Source organism: Leptolyngbya sp. Heron Island J, assembly GCF_000482245.1.
GTDB lineage: Bacteria > Cyanobacteriota > Cyanobacteriia > Phormidesmidales > Phormidesmidaceae > Leptothoe.
Genome location: NZ_AWNH01000092.1, coordinates 1 through 17,655, shown reverse-complemented (window position 1 = coordinate 17,655; position 17,655 = coordinate 1). Strand labels below are relative to the sequence as shown.

Sequence of the window (17,655 nt, the reverse complement as noted above, 5' to 3'; positions counted from 1 at the left end):
ACCTAGGCTTCTCAGTAGAGGGTTGTTCCTGCTGGCAGGAACAACCTTACTCCAAGGAGGAACACTGCCGCCAGCGGTCGTCCAATAGCCATCCTTCGCAATTGGTATGGAGACAAATCTGTGTTGGCCATTGAGCACTCCTTATTTTCGTCTGACCCCAGGCGAAGAGATTGCAAACTATCCTTTTTCAGGATACTTGAGCACAGAGGATAGTCATCGTTAGATTGGGAGTATACCCTCAGACTATCAGTCCTTCTTCTTTAATTTTGGAACCAAAAAATGAGGATGTTATGAGCAGTTTAAGACTCAAAGTTCAATAAGTGCTCAATTTTGACTTTTAAGTTTCAAGTTTTAAGTTTTAAGTTGTGAGCCTAATTCAACATAAAGCCCCAAGGCCATGGGCTCATGCGTACCAAAATTTAGAACTTAAAACTGGTTCACTTCTTAAAATTATTAGGTGCTATGAACACTTATTATCTTGGTAGTGTTTTTGGGTGAAGTATAGGTCAAAAGTAATTGATACCTCCTTATCGCAGGCCAAGTAGAAGAGATAACTTTTTTTAAATAACACATAAGAAATAGATTCTCTCAGCATATATGCTCATATCCTGATGATAGGTAGACATGCTCTTAAGGAGGTGTCAAATGTTAATTTCCAAATTGTGCGATCGCTACGAAATTCTGCACAATCTGGGTCCTATGGGTGCTGTTAGTACTTATATTGCTAGAGATACCCATCGTCCCAGTCGTCCGCAGTGTGTAGTCAAGAAAATAGTTTCTAGCAGTTCTGACCCGGCTTCTCTAAAACAGGTCGGAGTCTACTTTAAGCGAGAAGCAGAACTATTAGGGATATTGGGAACCCATGATCAAATTCCGCAGCTCATTGATTACTTTGAAGACCATGGAGCTTTTTATCTGGTTCAAGGATTTGTTACGGGAGAATCTTTAGACAAAGGTGAAATTGCACCGGGACATTTACCTTGGTCAGAGATTGATGTCATAAATTTCTTGAAAGAAGTATTAGGCATTCTACAATTTGTCCATGAGCATCAGGTCATCCATGGTGATATCAAACCTAATAGCATTATTCGACGATCTCAGGATAGAAAGCTTGTTTTAACAGATTTTGATGCCATTAAGTTGGTTCAAGTGCCGAACCAACCTATTTCGGTACCCGGAACACCAGGATATATGGCTCCGGAGCAAGCGTCTGGAATGCACTTTGCCAGTGATATTTATGCCCTTGGCATTACAGCGATGCAAGCGCTCACGGGGGTTGAGCCCCAGTACTTGCCCAAAGACGTTAATGGGAACATTACCTGTCTTAGAAATATTCGTGTCAGTGATGGTCTGGCCACTGTCTTGAACAAAATGGTGCGTTCTGACTACAAGGAGCGTTATCAGTCTGCAGCTCAAACGTTAGAAGCCTTAAACCAAATACCCGATATTGCTCAAGCACCTAAAGAATCTACGGTTCTAGTACCCACAGTCCCGAAAAGGTGGACGGATAAAATCCGAGCACCTCTTGCTAAACGGCTATGGATGTTAGTGTTGATTCCTGTCATAGCTGGTATTAGCGTTGGTGGGTTTGTGGTAGCCAGGCATCAATTCGCACTTGCAGAACAGCGGGATGTGCTTGAGAAAATGGAAAATCATTCTGCACAGCAAGCATTTGATGATTGTATTGCGTTGTCAAATCAATTTCCTGGGCCACCATCTTCTGACTATGCGATCGCTGCGTCAACCCTCGGTGCTGAATGCAACCGACAACTAGCGCTTGCACAGCAGCATCAGACACTGATTCAGATGGAAAATTATCTGAAAGAGGGCTTATTTGATGATTGTATTACACTGTCAAATCAGTTGGCGGTACCACAGTCTTCTGAACAGGCATTGACTGCATTGAATCTTGAAGCTAGATGCCTGCTGGGTAAGGCCCAACAGTTTGCTGACCCTCCCACTCAATATGTAAAGGCCATTGAGACCGCTCAAGGAATTGTTGGCATGCAAGTTGCAGGCCAGTCAGTAGATGCAGCCATTCTTGAGGAAGCTCGTCAGAAAATAGACAACTGGTCCGAAGAAATTGTGAAAGTATCAAACAAGTACTTTAGTGAATTTAAGCAGGAGATCAATAGTGGGAAGCTATACGAAGCTATTCGTATTCTCAACGCTGTTCCTGAGGATACATCTGCTTATCCCAAGATAGTGGAGCAATTGGAGCGATGGGGGGATGAAATGTTACAAATGGGTAAACAAATTTACTCCAATGCTAAAAATACTCCAGGAGCAGAAGAAGGATTAAGAATGCTCAGTCTAATTCCTGAAGAAGTTTCTGCCTATGAAGAGGCTGAAGAATTGATCCCAGTGTACAAGCAGCATGAAAATGAGATGAATCGTGCTGAAGAAAGTGCTAGAAATGCACTTGGAAATGGTCGGTGTCGAACGGCCAGGGGCTATGTTGAAACACTCAAAAACAGTCCCTACTCAGAAGCCTGGAGAACACTAGGAGGAAGATTGGAACAGCAGGTCAGAGAGTGTGAGACTCCATTATCTGGTTTAGCAGGAAGTCTGTCTGGCAACTCACCTGTAATTAGGCATAGAGGAGCTGGTAGATCTTACGCGAAACATACTTTCCAAGGTTATAGAGATCAACGGGTAAAAATCACAATGGAGAGTGATGACTTTGATACATATCTGATTCTCTTTGATCCAGATATGCGTAGAGTCACTTTTGATGATGATAGTTTAGATAATCATAATTCCCTGATCACCCGCCGCCTCAGAAAAACTGGTGAGTACACAATCTATGCAGCCTCTTACAATAGAGTAAGCACTGATCAGTCGGGAAGCTACAGATTAAATGTCACTGCTCGAGAGCCAGATTAGTCAGCGATAGCTTCTTAGCCAGGGTAATAGCTACTGCCACTACAGGGTGTTCGAAGAGTATTATGTCATGTGTCTTGCTACCGAATTAGGACATAGACACAAACCAGCTGCTGAGCTGTATTCCCTGAATACTCTTCGAACACCGGCATGGTCGAATTAAGCTGGGGCGAAGTGACCACCTGACATGGTGCGTTTCTCCAGACCCTCTAGGATAGGCACATTAGCGGCGACCATCCTAGAGGGTCAAACGACTGGTTAGATCTTGTCGTTATGCTCTACCGTTATAATGACATTTCCTATTTTGTGTCCTTTCTCAACATACTTATAGGCCTCGACGATGTGTTCTAGCGGAAATTCTCTATCAATCACTGCTTTGAATTTATTTTGCTCAATAAGACGTTTGATTAATCCTAAACTTCCTCTGATATCTGTAGGTGTTGGAAATACAGCTTTTTTGTGGCTAATCAGAGGTTGGAGCAGAGGCGTTATCAGCGGCAAGAAAAGATTTTGCCACATATAGCCTAAGTCTGAAGAAAGATAAACCCCTCCTGGTTTGAGGATATGTTTGCACTTAAAAAATGAACTTTTGCCAACCATATCAAAAACAAAGTCATAGTTTTGTTCATCCTTGGTGAAATCATCTTTTGTGTAATTGATGACTTTATTGGCCCCTAGCGATTTTACTAACTCAATATTTTTCGTGGCGCACACCGCAGTAATAGTCACATCAAAATCTTTGAGCAGTTGAACGGTAGCCGAACCAATTGCACCTGTGGCTCCATTCACGAGGACATGTTGTCCTGCCTTAAGATCTACCTTATTGATAAAGTTATAAGCATAGTGCGCGCCTTCAGAACTGGCTGCCGCCTGCCCATAGGATATCTTGTCAGGCATTATTACGACTTTATCTTCTTTGATGGTCATATATTGGGCATGGGAGCCTGCCCCCTGGTCATCAAACCCAAAAACTTTATCGCCTATTTTTAGAGACGAGACACCTTTGCCAACCGCTTCAATATCCCCAGCAAATTCAGTTCCGGGAATTTGTTTTTTGGGCTTGAAGAGTCCAGTAACCATTCTCATAAAAAATGGTTTTGCTCGAATGGTTGCACAGTCTGTTCGATTGACTGTCGTCGCACGAACTCTAATCAGCACTTCATCATCCCTGGGAGTGGGCTTCTCTACATCCTTTAGCCGGAGCACATCCGGTGATCCATATTGAGTGTATACAATCGCTTTCATGCAAACGGCTCCAAGCTTACAAAGCTATGACAACTTTTCCTCGGGCATGCCCTGTTTCTAAATACCTGATGGCGTCTGCAACCTCACTTAAGGGGTAAACTCTATCGATAACAGGTACAACCTTGTCGGCTGCAAGCAGCGCTGTCAAAAACTCCAGGTCACTCTGGTTTGCTTTGGTAATATCCGTGTTGCGTATTGTCTGCCCTCCAGCCTTTGATTTCCCTGGTTGCAGCATCAATTGCAACATCAAAGCTGGAGCATAGGCATTTAAGAGATAGGTGCCATTAGGGCTCACTATACGCTTAATATCTGAAATCGAACGATTGCCGACATTATCTAAAATCAGATCATACAGCTGCCCGCTTTGGGTAAAATCTTCACGGGTGTAGTCAATGACCTGGCCTGCACCAAGCGATCGCACCATGTCCACATTCTGTGTGCTACACACCCCGGTCACAACTGCCTCAAAATACTTAGCAATCTGTACGGCAAACGTGCCTACACCACCCGATGCACCATTGATCAAAACCTTTTGTCCTGGCTGGATCTGCCCCTGATCGCGCAAACACTGCAAAGCGGTAAGGCCTGCAACCGGGACGGCAGCTACTTGCTCAAAAGATAGTTTGGCCGGTTTCAGCACTAATTTATCTTCAGTCACACCCCCATACTCAGCAAAGCCTCCCCTGGAGATCTCTCCGTACACCTGATCGCCTACCTTAAACTGCTTAACGTTTGGGCCAACCGCTTCAACCTGCCCGGCAATATCTGCTCCGAGCATCCTATTTTGGGGGTTTGGTTTTAGCAGCCCGGAGATAGAACGGATAATAAACGGTGAGGCTCTCATAAAATGCCAATCCAATGGATTGGCGGCCGCCGCATGGATTTTAACCAGGACTTCGTCGTCTTTGGGAGTCGGTTTTTGAACCTCTTTTAACTGCAGAACATCCGGCGAGCCATACTTGGTATATACAATCGCTTTCATAGGATTTCTCCAAATTCACGTCTCAGCTATGACTAGCATTTCAAAGTCTTCAGTGGTTAACTGATCACCCCTTGAGAAAGCACCAAGCTTGGCTCCAAAAATATCAATTGTTTGACAATCGAGTGTCTTTAAAGGCCATGTAATCTCTGATCAGAACGAGCCTCCCGCTTAAGATTAGAAAAAGAACTTGAGGAACTTGTGAAGCAGTCGGAGGCTTGAAGTATTAAGAACAACTATCCTCATAGATTCGTCATGTTTTTTGTTTAGGCTAAGTGTGGTTAGCAGTGACTTAAAGGAACAACAACCATGGATAAACAGACTGAACAGTTCATTCTAGATATTTTGGCAAGCCACTATTTCTTATCATTAGCAACGGTTCGAGAAGATGGGTATCCCCAAGCAACTACAGTTGCTTACGCTAATGATGGTTTCAATCTCTATTTCATGACTGGGCACGCATGCCAGAAAGTGCACAATATCCAACGTTGCAATAAGATCTCTCTGACAGTTGATCGCGAGTGTGAAGACTGGGAGCAAATCAAGGGACTTTCCATGGGGGGTACAGCAGCAGTTTTATCTGAACCAGATGAGATTGCAAAAGCAGCTACCTGTCTTGAAGCAAAATTTCCTCAGATGCATGAGTGGGTAACGGCTACTGAAGACATGAGCAAAGCTGCCTTTGTTGAGATCACACCCCAGGTAATTTCGGTGCTCAACTACGCAAAAGGCTTTGGACATACGGAATTAGTTTCTGTGAAATAGCTAGTCAAGTTCACAACGAGTCCGACATTCTACTTTTGGTCATAACAACTCAGGGAATACAAATAGCTAACATGCCAGTAGCATACTCCCAGATAAACGAGGTTGCCTTAACTTTGGAAGTCTTTGCAGTAGATTGGCGATCCATAATGCTGCCTCCAGTTTTCTCAATGAACTCAAACAATTACAGCCCCAACCGGACGTCGTAGAGAACGCGGCATCTTAGGGCCACGACCAAACCGCACCACTAAATCAGGCCGGTAATCACTAATTCCGAGGGAGGTGGCAAACTGAGGGCGTAGGGACGCTACTTCAACAGGCTGATTTAAGAAAGCAGTACGAATATCTAAAGCTTCTGCCTGCAAGGCAAAACGCTGATAGCAGCGCCCTGCTTCTATCCAGTGGGCTTGAGTCTCTTGATCAGAGACAAAGATAGCAATCCCAGCTGAACTACGAAGTTGATGGGTATATTTCTCATTTTCACTTTCCGCAGAAAGAAGCATGCCAAAAAGCCGATTGCCTAACCATTGAGGCAGGGTGGGATTCCCAGAGCTTTTGGTGAAAAGTCCATCGCCTTTGCACACAGCTTCTTTCTCGTTAAATCGCACCCAGGTTTTTAGCTCTTTCACAAATGCAGGATCGTTAATTTGTAGAGTATTGCCCTCAATCACGTACGCTAAAACCTTCTCCATCGCTTGTTTATCGGTCAGCAGCATGAGATTGACACCCGTTCCAGTAGCAGTTTGTTCTAGCTGCTTTAGTTCCTCATTGCTCAGTGGTTGACCGTCATAGTCTGTGCGAGTCGATTGACGATTGGGAATGGCTTCAAAGAGAGGAGAGGAGACCGCCTGGGCCGGTTCCAGGTGAATCTTGATTGATTCACCTGCACCTAGATCAACAGTGCTTTCTAATCCATTGGCCTTGGCCGCTTGCACAAGATTCTCTGTAGCACAACCAAGGCTGGCATACAAATGATGATCGTCTGGATCAACGACCGGAGTGCGTCGTTCTAAGTCTGGCAGGATTGAGATCAGCCGGTCCTCAAGTTGAAATTTCCAACATTGAGTATTGTGACCGGAAGCTGCAAGGGTGGCATAGCGCACTAGTTCGCGCTGTAATGCCATTTCATTGGCTGGAGGGATGTTAGTATGCCGCCAGATCTGGCTAACAGCATCCCCATAGCTGTTGTTATCTGTAGAGCAAGACGATGCCACAACGGAACTGGCCATTGCTGCTGCTGATAATTGGGTAAACTGCCGTCGACATAACATGAAATACTTCTCCACAGCATATTTCGCCAGCTATGCTTACATGCTAAAGATGGCTTATGAGGAAGTTATAAAGATAAAATTCGATGGAGCAGACAATGTGAGAGGAGTGTTTTTGGAGAAGTCAATACAGCCAATGGAATTTCTCGATATGTTTGACTTTGCGGCGTTTGTAGTATGCCCTAAGATAATATTGCGATCGCTCCATATTGCCAGCGTTCATTCAGCAGAACTTTAGTCATGGGAATCTAATGTAATTATGGCTCACCCATGTGCTCTATTCTAATCTCCATGCTTCGCATCAGCATCACTTCTAGTTTTATGCTCAGATTTGTCCAAAATATCTTTAATCCAGGCTTCTTCTAGCCAAGTTTTTGTCACCACTGCCAGGGGAAGGGCCAAAATTAGCCCCAGCAGACCAAAGAAGGTGGCAAAGAAGATTTGAGCAATTAAAGTGGCTGCAGGTAAAAGTGAAACCTGCTGCATCATTACCACAGGGCTAAACCAATAGCTTTCTAAATTCTGAACAATAACGTAGAGAATAATTACTGCAACGGCTTTACCAACGGAATCGAGCAGGGCAACCGATAGAGGAAACACGACACTCAGCAGCGGTCCAATATTAGGCACAAAGTTAAAAATGCCAGCTAAAATCGCATGGGTAAAGGTAAATTCTATCTTTAAAACAAAAAGTCCAAGACCGCATAGGCTCGCTACGAACAACGAATTAAGGGATACGCCACCGACCCAGCAGAGTAGGACAATTTCACATCTTGCCAGAATTTCATCGGCTCGTCGTCTGTAAAAGGAGGGAAACAATCGTAAGGCTAACCTGCGGTAGGACAATGGTTCAGCCAACATCATCACTGTGAGTGCAATGACAAATATTAGCCGCAAGAGAATTACAAAGGAATTAGAGAAAAAGGCAAGTGCAAACGCGATAACTTGCTGAATCTGATTCGAAACATCAGGTATTTCCAGCTCTTGATTTGGCAGCCAGTCTGGAAAATTTTCCCTAAGGGTCTCAATCCAAATCCCCAACTCTTCAAAGCCTTCAGGAACAGTTTGGAGTAATTGCTCAAATTGATTAACAAATTGAGGAACAACCAGAACCATCAACAAAGTGCCACCCAGTACCATCAGTCCGAGCACCATCAGCACGGCCAAACTTCTGGGAATGCTCAACTTCCTCACCAGAGGTCTGACTAGACTGTTCAGGACAATCGCTAGTACAACCGCCGTAAAGATTAGTAATAATATCTGGCGAAACTGCCACAGGATAACGAGGGCAATCACCAGACAAAGAAAGGAAACTAAATCTTGGAATTTCACAGCATAATTCTAGCTAAGGAAGGTTTCACTATTCTCGCCAATATTCGGGCTGATTGAGCACCTCTGCGCAAACGACCTTACCCCTGACAGAACCAATTATATTTGGCTGTAGTGCTTGAACCATCCAGGCATCGGCATTTTGCTCTGGGATTGGATAGGGAGCCTCAAAGCCGAGAGCACCGGCTGGCTTAAACCCAAATCGTGAATAATACTTGGGATAACCCAGCACAAAGACTAGCTCAACGCCTGCCTGCGATAGTTTTTGTAATCCATGGTCAATCAGTCGGCCACCAATTCCTTGTTTCTGCGCCTCCGGCACAATGGCCAACGGTGCTAAAAGTGAGGCTGCGTTTTCGCTTTCTGCTATATAAACTTTGGTAAACAAAATATGGCCTACAGCTTGATTTTTCTTAAAAGCAAGTAGGGATACTATCGGTTTGGCGCTGGGATCTTCGAGTAATGCCTCCACTAGCTTAGCCTCATCATCCTGACCAAATGCCAGTTGTTCGACCATCAATACATCCGCTAATTCTGAGGCCAACGCCTCTCGTATATTCATCATCGTTACCCCTCAAGGTTATGGAGTTCGCTATTGTCTAAAATCCTCTCAAGGCTTGTTGCCAATGTTGTTCATAGCGGTAGAGAAGAAAGGCAACCACAGGACAAATTAGAGAAGTGAATAAGAAAAAGGTTGCGATCGCATCCAAACCCATACCTAAACTACTGGCCAGCGTGACAAAATCATTGTCCAGCATGCCGCCAATGCCGTTGACGTAGTTTGCACGCATCGCAGCATCATGCATAATCTGCCAGGCAAATTGGAGGTCGACAAACCAGGTAAAAAATCCCAGCATGGCGTAGATAGCCCGTTCCCCTCCCAGTTTGCAAAAATAACCGCCCATCGCAAAATACAGACATAAAACAATCGTCAGATTCTCGGCTCCATGACCCATATAAGAGATTATTCGACTATGCCAGGGCGAGAACGCAACCAGACTGTAGCTCGCTGTGAGGCCCAGCAGCCAACTCAGGGCATTGGACGAATGCCGATAGCGATAGATTAAATAGGTCAGCCCAGCCAAAATCAGCCAGACAAGCAGCCAAATACGCCCCATTGCCAGAGTAATGCCGCCGCCAAAGAGTAAATTCACGCTGGGAACGGCAGGGTAGCCAAACAGCCAATATGCGATCGCATGGCCCAACTCATGAACCATAATGACAAACCCGTAAAACAAGGTTCGCAGTAATCCAATGCCCCCTAGGGGAAGCGCTAACACCAAACCCGTGATTAAAGCCCCAACGGCATCGCTAGTTAGGGCACGAGGGCGTGATGTCGGCTTTGCCTGTCGTCGTCGAGATTGAGGGGTAGATTTCAGGTTATCCGGCATGACGTTAGGGTAAATATTTGCACTCTGCATGCATAATCACAGGGATCTAGTTCAATCATGCCCAAATCAACCCTGGAGACCTGTGCATTTTGCTTACTAAACAACGTTAATTTACCAATTTCAACCATGCGCCTTCATAGTAAACCTAAGACAATAATTTGAGAAACTTGTGAGGGTGTGTTCCAGGTAATTCACAAAATCCTCATAGTTATTCTCTAGTCTTAAAAGATGGAAATCACCACTATGCTCAGTGAGGCTCTCCTATAGTTGGTTGTCTTTGCACAGCTAAAAGGATTTAGACAAATAAAAAAACAACTTAACAGTAAAGGTCACTACAACATTGTTCTAATCTATATCTTTTATCCTTAGGAGCTTATCAGAACAACAGGCTGTATCAGAGACAAGAATTCTCAGAGTAATATCTTGTTTCCATTGCTTACACCGTAATCAATCTGTAGTTTTGGGAATTACCATGAAAAAAGTTCAGTTAAGCCAGACAGAAATTGAAGTTAGTTGTTTATGCTTGGGAACGCTGCGATTTGGCACCCTTAACACTTATGAACAATCGGCCCAGCTGATGGATCTATACCGGGAAGCTGGGGGCATGTTTATTGACACGGGCAACAGTTACAATCAATGGAGTGCCCAGGGTAAGGGTGGCGAAAGCGAAATTGTGGTTGGGCGCTGGCTGCGAGAACGAGGCAACCGAAATGATCTCTTCATTGCCAGTAAAGTTGGATTTGGTTATGGAGAAGTGCCTGATGGTCTAGCAGCATCAACCATTATTTCTGAATGCGACAATAGTCTGAAGCGATTAGGCATCGACCATCTGGATCTCTACTATGCTCACAAAGATGACCCGCACACACCTCTGGAGGAAACGCTTGAGGCATTTCACACATTGGTGAAAGCTGGTAAGGTTCGATTTGTCGGAGCAAGCAATTATCGAGCTTGGCGTTTGGCAGATGCAGATGCGATCGCATCTGCTCAAGGTTGGAGTGGATTTACCTGTATTGAACAGCGATTTACTTACCTTCGCCCAAATCCCGGTGCAGACTTTGGCGATCAGCGCCTCATCAATGCAAACCTGATGAGTTATGGTGATGCTCGGGGAAAAAGTATGCTGCCCTATACTCCACTCCTACGAGGAGCCTATGTCCGCTCTGATCGCCCCATACCCAAAACCTATGCTGGGCCAGACATGGAGGCCCGGATGACGGCATTACAGGAAGTTACCCAGGAACTGAATGCCACCGCAAATCAAGTTGTACTGGCCTGGATGATGCATCGTCAACCACCACTGATACCTGTTTTCTCAGGTGGTCGCCCCGAACATATGCAAGAGAATCTGGGAGCGTTAGACTTGACCTTGTCTGACGAGCAGCTGGCAAAGCTCAACAACGCAGGGCATTGTGTGAATGAAGAACCTAACTAATAGAGTAGCCTCGTCAGTCCGTTTCGAATCAGCAAGGACATGATTAAACATCTTAGGTTTAATCACTAGTAGCCAACGATACAAAAAAAGAAACACCCTCAATCTAATCTTCAACAACCTAGGAAATAGCGAGTAGTACTCTGCTTCGTTATCTCCAGATATAACTCCATTAGCAGACCGAACTGTTATCTCTGCACCACTAACAGTGACGGCTGATACACCGCTTGAGGATGCGATCGCACAAATGCATCAAGCTAAAACCAGCTATATCCTTAGCACCGATTAGCGTAGACTTCTCAGATACTCGCCCAAAAGGTGGAGCTGGTCTGGGCCTTGCCATCTGTTGCCAAATTATCGAGCAGCATGGTGGCAAAATCTGAGTCGAGAGCATCCTTGGTGAAGGCAGCTGTTGTGATTTCACTCTGCCAATCAACTCACTAGAACTCAATTGTCCTTATTGGATCTAATTTTTCAGAAAACTTAATATCCTTACACTCTTCCTCTGAACTATGTAGGATTACTTAAGATAAGTTATGTAAATCCGGATTCATGTGAATTTATTTTTTCAACGCATATAGACAAACTCTAGCTAGAGCAAACGTTATCCATCTCCAGGATTCAACGTCCAAACATGCTCTAAACGTGCTGCTTCCTCAGCTTACTATGCCCTTACCTATGATCCAAGCAGGACATTAACCAGAGTAGACCTTATCTGCAATGACGCAACTCTGAGATGCCCCTAGGCTAACTCAACCGCTCAGCCCCATCGACTCGAGTCCTCTTAAACCTTCTTCTTGAGCCAATGAGCAATCCCGCCCCCCTTATGCTGTCACAGGCAATTGATTCTGAGCCCCTGATTGTCGAACCATCTACGTCGCTTGCTGAGGTCATCAGGTTGATGAATCAGGCTTGGGTTAACCATTGCAACTTTGGTGAACCGGCAACGGAGACGCAGCCTCCTGCGGCTAAGGCCAAACAGTCGAGTTGTGTCCTCATCATGATGGATGGGCAATTATTAGGTATCTTTACCGAGCGAGATGTGGTCACTCTAATCGCCAATGGGAGGATACAGGACGATCTAACCATTGCCGACGTCATGACCCAGTCGGTAATCTCGCTCAAAATAACAGGCAATCAAGACATTTTTGTCGCCTTGAATCTGATTCGTGAGCATCGGATTCGTCATCTACCGATTTTAGATGAACAAGACCAGCTCCTGGGTATTGTCACGCTTCGTAGTATTCGTGAAATCTTAGAACCCAGTGATTTGCTGAGAATCCGGTCAGTTCAGGAGGTGATGAGCACACAAGTCATTCATGCACCACCCACCAGCTCTGTGATGGAGCTAGCTCAGCTGATGGCCGAGCATCAGACCAGTTGCGTTGTGATTACAGAAGCATGCCAGGCCTCGGATAAGGATAAAGAGTCTTTGCAGCTCTTTCCGATTGGCATTCTTACAGAGCGAGATATTGTCCAGTTTCGGATGATGGAATTCAACCTAGAACAACTAGAGGTGCAAGCAGTCATGAGCACCCCGTTATTTCTGGTGGACCCAGACGATTCACTCTGGGCTGTGCATCAGCAGATGCAGGCGCACTTGGTCCGACGCTTGGTAGTAGCCAGCCACCAGGGAGAGCTGCGGGGGGTTATCACTCAAACAGATATTCTGAGGATACTCGATCCATTGGAGATGTACGGTATTTTAGAACTGCTACAACATAAACTGACGGAGTTAGAAACAGAAAATCTCCGACTGCTGCAGAACTGTACTATCCAGTTAGAACAGGAACTTGACACAAAGGAGCATGAGCGCCAACAGGCCGAACAAACAATCCGGGCGCAAGCAGCTTTGCTGGATGTAACGACTGATGCGATTATGGTGCGTGGTCCTGAGCAACAAATTCTCTTTTGGAATCGCGGCGCTGAACGCTTATATGGGTGGACCGTAGACGAGGCCCTGGGACAAACCATTAATCAGCTAATCTATCGTAAGTCACTGCCTGAATTTGAAGATATCCAAACAACACTCAAGCAGACAGGGCAGTGGCAAGGAGAACTCCAGCAGGTGACCAAAACTGGTCAAGAAATCACAGTCGCAAGCCGCTGGACCCTCATGCAAGAGGATACAGGCTATCCCCAGTCAATCTTGGTTGTCAATACAGACATCACCGACAAAAAACAGCTAGAGCGGCAGTTCTTACGTGCCCAACGTCTAGAAAGCATTGGCACCCTGGCAGGCGGCATCGCCCACGACTTAAACAACATCCTGACACCAATTTTAGGAGTTGCCAAGCTATTACCGATGCTCATTCGCCCAGATAATACCCAGGCACTGCAGTTGATTGAGGTGCTGCAATCGAGTACCCAGCGCGGGGTTGATATGGTCAGCCAGGTGCTCTCGTTCTCACGGGGTCTAGAAGGAGAACGCGGCGCACTACAGATCAAGCATCTAATTCGAGAGGTGCTACAAATAGCCAAACAAACATTTCCTAAATCGATTAGCATTAATAGCCGACTTGAGCCAAACCTCTGGACCATTTATGGAGATGCGACCCAGCTTCATCAGGTATTGATGAACCTCTGTGTAAACGCTCGGGATGCTATGCCCAATGGAGGAAAGCTGACCGTAGTGGCCCAAAATTTTCATGCCGATGACAACTATGCTCGGGTGAACTTAGAGGCCAATGTGGGCTCTTACTTAATCATTAGCGTAGAGGATACCGGGGACGGCATTTCACCAAACATCATCGATCAGATTTTTGATCCCTTTTTTACAACAAAAGAATTGGGTCAAGGTACCGGATTGGGACTCTCTACCGCTATCAGCATTGTTAAAAGCCACGGTGGATTTTTAAAGATTTACAGTGAAGTTGACCGAGGTAGTCGATTTCAGATTTACCTGCCAGCGTCTGAGGCGTCTGAGACGTTACCCACTGTTGAAGAGAACTTACCTCAGGGGCAAGGGGAGTTAATCTTGGTGGTAGATGATGAAGCTCCTATTCGTGAGGTGACTAAACGATGGTTAGAAACCTATCATTACGAAGTCTTAACAGCCTATGATGGGATTGATGCGATCGCTACCTTTGCTGAACACCAACAAGATATTGCAGTGGTCTTAATGGATATGATGATGCCCCAGATGAATGGCCCCACTGCTATCAAAACCTTACAAAAAATGAAGCCTCAGGTAAAGATTATTGCCACTAGTGGCTTGCCTTCGGATAGTAATCTAGCCAACACCCTCAGCACTGATGTCGAGTCGTTTTTACTCAAGCCCTATGCTACCGAGTCTTTGCTCAACACTTTACACAAGGTACTTCGTACTCCCGAATGAGTAACTAGCTACCTTCCGGATAAAATGAGAATATCTTTGAGTCATGTTGTTTCAATCCAAGGTTTTGTGATTACAGCCAAAGGCAGATCTAATATCCGCTCGCTGCGATTGCTTGCTTTAATGGAAATGCCTGCACTTCTGTTTTAATCGGTACCTGCGGGGCAAGTGCTAAAAAATCTTCCCCGTCTTGTCGAGTTAGATTAGCTGCCGAGCGTATAGCCCGCTCTCCCCATAAATCTCATGCCTCTGACACATATTGCCTGAGATTATAAGTAGAAAGGAGAAATATCCGTTTCTTTCCTAAAAACAAACTGTTCAACAATTTCTTCATAGAGCTGAGGCTCTAGCATCATTAGATTATAGATATTCTCATATTGACGAATATTTTCCATGTGAGTAATTTTCCAAATCTTGTTATTCTGAGATAACTCAATATTAAACAGAATAGGCCTCATGTTTACACTATCTACAGTCCAGTTGCCAAGAATAGTTGCAGTAATTTGGTCTTCCATTGAAGATGCACTCAGAACTGTAAAGGTAGGATTTTTAGAGTTCTCTAGCTCCAGAAATATCTCCCATTCTGGACTACTTTTAACAGACTCAGAAAAATAGCTAAATATCACTTCGTCATCCAATTCTGATAGATGAAACAAGTTCTGTGTAGTGACTCTAGTCAATAGTTCCGAAAAACTTGGACGGTCTACTTCTGTAACCATATGGTCAAGTATCTTCAATAGCGCGGGAAGGGAATAAAAATTCTCTTCTTCCCAATCGTCGGTAATTCGAGAAAAATCAGATTCATCTAAAAGCGGAATGGGAGCACCGAGTCCAGTTCGATCTGATTGCTCTGAAATTAGTTCAAGATGAGGCTCACCTTCTCTAAATCGGAGGAAATAGCTATGCTCATATTGTTTCTCTCCTGATTGGCTGAACAACCAAGTCTCTTCAGGTATAGGCTGATAGGTTGTTGAAAAGCTAACAACTACCTTTACCAAGCCATTGTAAACTGTATCCGACTCTGAAAGCTGCTGTACACTCTCAATGAGAATGTCCTGTGGTGATTGAGACAATTCCGATGGAGATCTTGTCAGTTTAATTTGCTGTGCCTGAAGATACTGCTTCACCGCTGCGACAGCCGCATCTTCTAAATCGGTCTGAAACTGGTCAGGTTCAGGGAATCGATAGATTCGATATACTTTCTCAGACTGATCCCAGTTGGCATAATCAACATCAAACATCCTAGATATAGCACTCCCTGGTAGCCAGTTATATCCAGGCACCCAAATCTGATCATCAATCATTTGGGGGGATTCACGAATACGAAGTGGATATCCATTTCGGATAACATTTAGATCCCCCACTCTAAACGTTATGACCATCTCATCTTGTTGTTCAACAATAACAGTTTGAGTCGCTTTATCCCAAATATATGTTCCTCCCAACGCCTCTACAATAGGCATAACTGGGACATATCCTGCAAATTCATCTGGCCGAGAAGAAATAGTTGCAACCTCTTCATCATTAACAAGGGCGCATCTAGCGGTTCGGGGAGATGCAAGGTAATGCCAAAGAGTGTTGAGCGAAGAGAGCGTCAAATCGCTGATTGACCCAAGCAACTCTCAGCGCGAGTAGATGATTGAGGCCCGGCTCACTCCAGCGCATCCCCACGCCTTTAAACCGTTGCTGAATCAGCCATTTACAGGCACTTTCAACCATACCAGAGCCTATCGGTAGCCCCTGGTGCTTAAACAAACGATACTGAACATGCGCTTGATGCGTCTTGAAATAGTTGTGAACTCTCTGCAGAATGGGTTTTGTTGAGGCGGCAGTATTGGGTGAGCGGATAAGCCAGTGCAGCTCGTCGAGAATGCGATGTACATAGCCATGGCGCAACTGATGGCGCAGTCGCTCGAACCACATCTGTGGGGTGCGTGCTGGGTTGCCATCATGATAAGCCTCAGCCGCTTGCCAGAGATGGGCAGCGGCATGATAAAAATCCAGAATGCCGGTGGCCATGTGAGCAAAGCAGGTGTCGAACAATCGCCAAAAGCCCCTGGCCCCATCACTCAACCAAACCACGTGAGGCGCAGTTTCAATCCCTTGTCGAACAGCTTCTAATTGCAAGCGAGGTTTGAGGCTCTCAAGATCTCCCAACACTGCTACTAATCGCCGCTGTTGCAACCGAGTGACCGATTTACCATTTCGATTGAGACGATGACTCAATCGAGCAAGCAGGGCGACTTTGACCTCACGCCAGCGAGTCTTTCCTCGGGGTGTTCCTGACTGTGGTCGCAGGGGGACAGTGACCCCATCTGCCGCAATTAACAACGGCATGGCCGCCACCTCATCACTCAAAGATTCACGGGGTGGTGCGTGACCGTGCTGCCAGCGTTCAACCTCCTGCGTCCACTGCCCCATGGCTTGTTGTCCATAGTGTTGTACCCACTGCCACAGACTATCATCACTGACGTGGAGTCCACTCAGTTGGGATAACAGCCAGGTGGCTAACTCAAAGGGAACAAAGACCGCTAGCAAGCAGCCCAGACGCACCAACTCTACGGATGTTTGCTGATACGCATCAATGCCCAAGGCCGTATCGAAAGGAATCGATTGACTGCCTCGGCACCCTTGAGGGCATCGCCCCACCCGTCGTCGCCAGTGCACTTGACCAACCAGCGTTAACATTTGACGCGCGGCGAAGCCTTTACTATGCAAGCGATGACCACACACAGAACAGGTTCCCCACGCAGTCGGGACCTGAGCTCGGTCGTTCAGCTGTTGTTCTACCAAGGTACGGGCAACATATAGCCCGATGTGCCACGCACACAAGACAATAGCGGCCAGGGTTTGACTCTTTTGAAGACGGTCGAAGAGACCTGACCAGTCTAATGGGTCAGGACACTCCTTTGAGGGAGACGCTAACATAGAAGTGAGTTTTTATGAGGGCTTGCCCAGGTTCGGGCAGCCTTTTTTCTACTTCTATTCTCGCAAATTGGGTTTACCGGTTCCCCGAACCTTCAGATGCGCCC

Annotated in this window: 13 protein-coding genes; 5 read left to right on the top strand and 8 right to left on the bottom strand. The window is 45.6% G+C overall.

All coding sequences use genetic code 11. From position 1 onward, the window contains the following. The first annotated feature begins 645 nt into the window (after positions 1–645). Positions 646–2,886 carry a serine/threonine-protein kinase gene (locus N836_RS73765; RefSeq protein ID WP_023075333.1) on the top strand — a complete coding sequence of 747 codons (2,241 nt, stop codon included), beginning with the start codon at positions 646–648 and terminating at the stop codon, positions 2,884–2,886. Between the two features lie 255 nt (positions 2,887–3,141). On the opposite strand, the gene N836_RS64045 is transcribed toward N836_RS73765, so the two are convergent. Both N836_RS64045 and N836_RS64040 read right to left on the bottom strand, forming a co-directional pair. Continuing rightward, the gene (locus tag N836_RS64045) at positions 3,142–4,128 is read right to left on the bottom strand and encodes an NAD(P)-dependent alcohol dehydrogenase (RefSeq protein ID WP_023075332.1); all 987 of its coding nucleotides are present in this window, start codon (positions 4,126–4,128) and stop codon (positions 3,142–3,144) included. Positions 4,129–4,144: 16 nt separating this feature from the next. Then, positions 4,145–5,110 carry an NAD(P)-dependent alcohol dehydrogenase gene (locus tag N836_RS64040; protein WP_023075331.1) on the bottom strand — a complete coding sequence of 322 codons (966 nt, stop codon included), beginning with the start codon at positions 5,108–5,110 and terminating at the stop codon, positions 4,145–4,147. A 306-nt stretch (positions 5,111–5,416) separates the two neighbouring features. Between N836_RS64040 and N836_RS64035 the strand changes: the two genes are divergently transcribed. Next, positions 5,417–5,872, top strand: a complete 456-nt coding sequence (locus N836_RS64035; protein WP_023075330.1) for a pyridoxamine 5'-phosphate oxidase family protein — start codon at positions 5,417–5,419, stop codon at positions 5,870–5,872. Between the two features lie 173 nt (positions 5,873–6,045). Here N836_RS64035 and N836_RS64030 read toward each other — a convergent pair whose 3' ends face one another. After that, positions 6,046–7,098 (bottom strand): Acg family FMN-binding oxidoreductase, encoded by a 1,053-nt coding sequence (locus N836_RS64030; protein ID WP_235071155.1) that lies wholly within the window; start codon positions 7,096–7,098, stop codon positions 6,046–6,048. Between the two features lie 40 nt (positions 7,099–7,138). On the opposite strand from N836_RS64030, the gene N836_RS64025 reads away from it, so the two are divergent. Further along, positions 7,139–7,375 (top strand): hypothetical protein, encoded by a 237-nt coding sequence (locus N836_RS64025; RefSeq protein WP_023075328.1) that lies wholly within the window; start codon positions 7,139–7,141, stop codon positions 7,373–7,375. A 44-nt stretch (positions 7,376–7,419) separates the two neighbouring features. Here the strand turns inward: N836_RS64025 and N836_RS64020 are convergent, their stop codons facing one another. From N836_RS64020 to N836_RS64010, 3 genes are read right to left on the bottom strand one after another with little or no spacing between them, the layout of a single operon-like run. After that, a complete protein-coding gene (locus tag N836_RS64020) occupies positions 7,420–8,469 on the bottom strand; it encodes an AI-2E family transporter (RefSeq protein ID WP_023075327.1) in 1,050 nt (349 codons plus the stop codon). A 28-nt stretch (positions 8,470–8,497) separates the two neighbouring features. Beyond that, complete coding sequence (locus tag N836_RS64015) at positions 8,498–9,031, bottom strand: GNAT family N-acetyltransferase (RefSeq protein ID WP_023075326.1); 534 nt, start codon at positions 9,029–9,031, stop codon at positions 8,498–8,500. Between the two features lie 34 nt (positions 9,032–9,065). After that, positions 9,066–9,887, bottom strand: coding sequence for a hypothetical protein (locus N836_RS64010; protein ID WP_031293818.1), 822 nt, complete (start codon positions 9,885–9,887; stop codon positions 9,066–9,068). Between the two features lie 442 nt (positions 9,888–10,329). Here N836_RS64010 and N836_RS64005 point away from each other — a divergent pair, with 442 nt between their 5' ends. Both N836_RS64005 and N836_RS73760 read left to right on the top strand, forming a co-directional pair. Further along, entirely contained in the window at positions 10,330–11,292 is a 963-nt protein-coding gene (locus tag N836_RS64005) for an aldo/keto reductase (RefSeq protein ID WP_023075324.1), read from the top strand. A gap of 802 nt (positions 11,293–12,094) precedes the next feature. Further along, positions 12,095–14,626, top strand: coding sequence for a CBS domain-containing protein (locus N836_RS73760; protein WP_023075323.1), 2,532 nt, complete (start codon positions 12,095–12,097; stop codon positions 14,624–14,626). Positions 14,627–14,892: 266 nt separating this feature from the next. Here the strand turns inward: N836_RS73760 and N836_RS64000 are convergent, their stop codons facing one another. Both N836_RS64000 and N836_RS63995 read right to left on the bottom strand, forming a co-directional pair. Further along, the gene (locus N836_RS64000; protein ID WP_023075322.1) at positions 14,893–16,086 is read right to left on the bottom strand and encodes a stalk domain-containing protein; all 1,194 of its coding nucleotides are present in this window, start codon (positions 16,084–16,086) and stop codon (positions 14,893–14,895) included. A gap of 76 nt (positions 16,087–16,162) precedes the next feature. Continuing rightward, a complete protein-coding gene (locus N836_RS63995) occupies positions 16,163–17,551 on the bottom strand; it encodes an ISKra4 family transposase (RefSeq protein WP_023071473.1) in 1,389 nt (462 codons plus the stop codon). Positions 17,552–17,655 lie beyond the last annotated feature (104 nt).

Coding starts and splice junctions, on each gene's coding strand:
- N836_RS73765 (WP_023075333.1), top strand. CDS start 646: ATGTTAATTTCCAAATTGTGCGATCGCTACGAAATTCTGCACAATCTG.
- N836_RS64045 (WP_023075332.1), bottom strand. CDS start 4,128: ATGAAAGCGATTGTATACACTCAATATGGATCACCGGATGTGCTCCGG.
- N836_RS64040 (WP_023075331.1), bottom strand. CDS start 5,110: ATGAAAGCGATTGTATATACCAAGTATGGCTCGCCGGATGTTCTGCAG.
- N836_RS64035 (WP_023075330.1), top strand. CDS start 5,417: ATGGATAAACAGACTGAACAGTTCATTCTAGATATTTTGGCAAGCCAC.
- N836_RS64030 (WP_235071155.1), bottom strand. CDS start 7,098: ATGGCCAGTTCCGTTGTGGCATCGTCTTGCTCTACAGATAACAACAGC.
- N836_RS64025 (WP_023075328.1), top strand. CDS start 7,139: ATGAAATACTTCTCCACAGCATATTTCGCCAGCTATGCTTACATGCTA.
- N836_RS64015 (WP_023075326.1), bottom strand. CDS start 9,031: ATGATGAATATACGAGAGGCGTTGGCCTCAGAATTAGCGGATGTATTG.
- N836_RS64010 (WP_031293818.1), bottom strand. CDS start 9,887: ATGCAGAGTGCAAATATTTACCCTAACGTCATGCCGGATAACCTGAAA.
- N836_RS64005 (WP_023075324.1), top strand. CDS start 10,330: ATGAAAAAAGTTCAGTTAAGCCAGACAGAAATTGAAGTTAGTTGTTTA.
- N836_RS73760 (WP_023075323.1), top strand. CDS start 12,095: ATGAGCAATCCCGCCCCCCTTATGCTGTCACAGGCAATTGATTCTGAG.
- N836_RS64000 (WP_023075322.1), bottom strand. CDS start 16,086: ATGCCTATTGTAGAGGCGTTGGGAGGAACATATATTTGGGATAAAGCG.
- N836_RS63995 (WP_023071473.1), bottom strand. CDS start 17,551: ATGTTAGCGTCTCCCTCAAAGGAGTGTCCTGACCCATTAGACTGGTCA.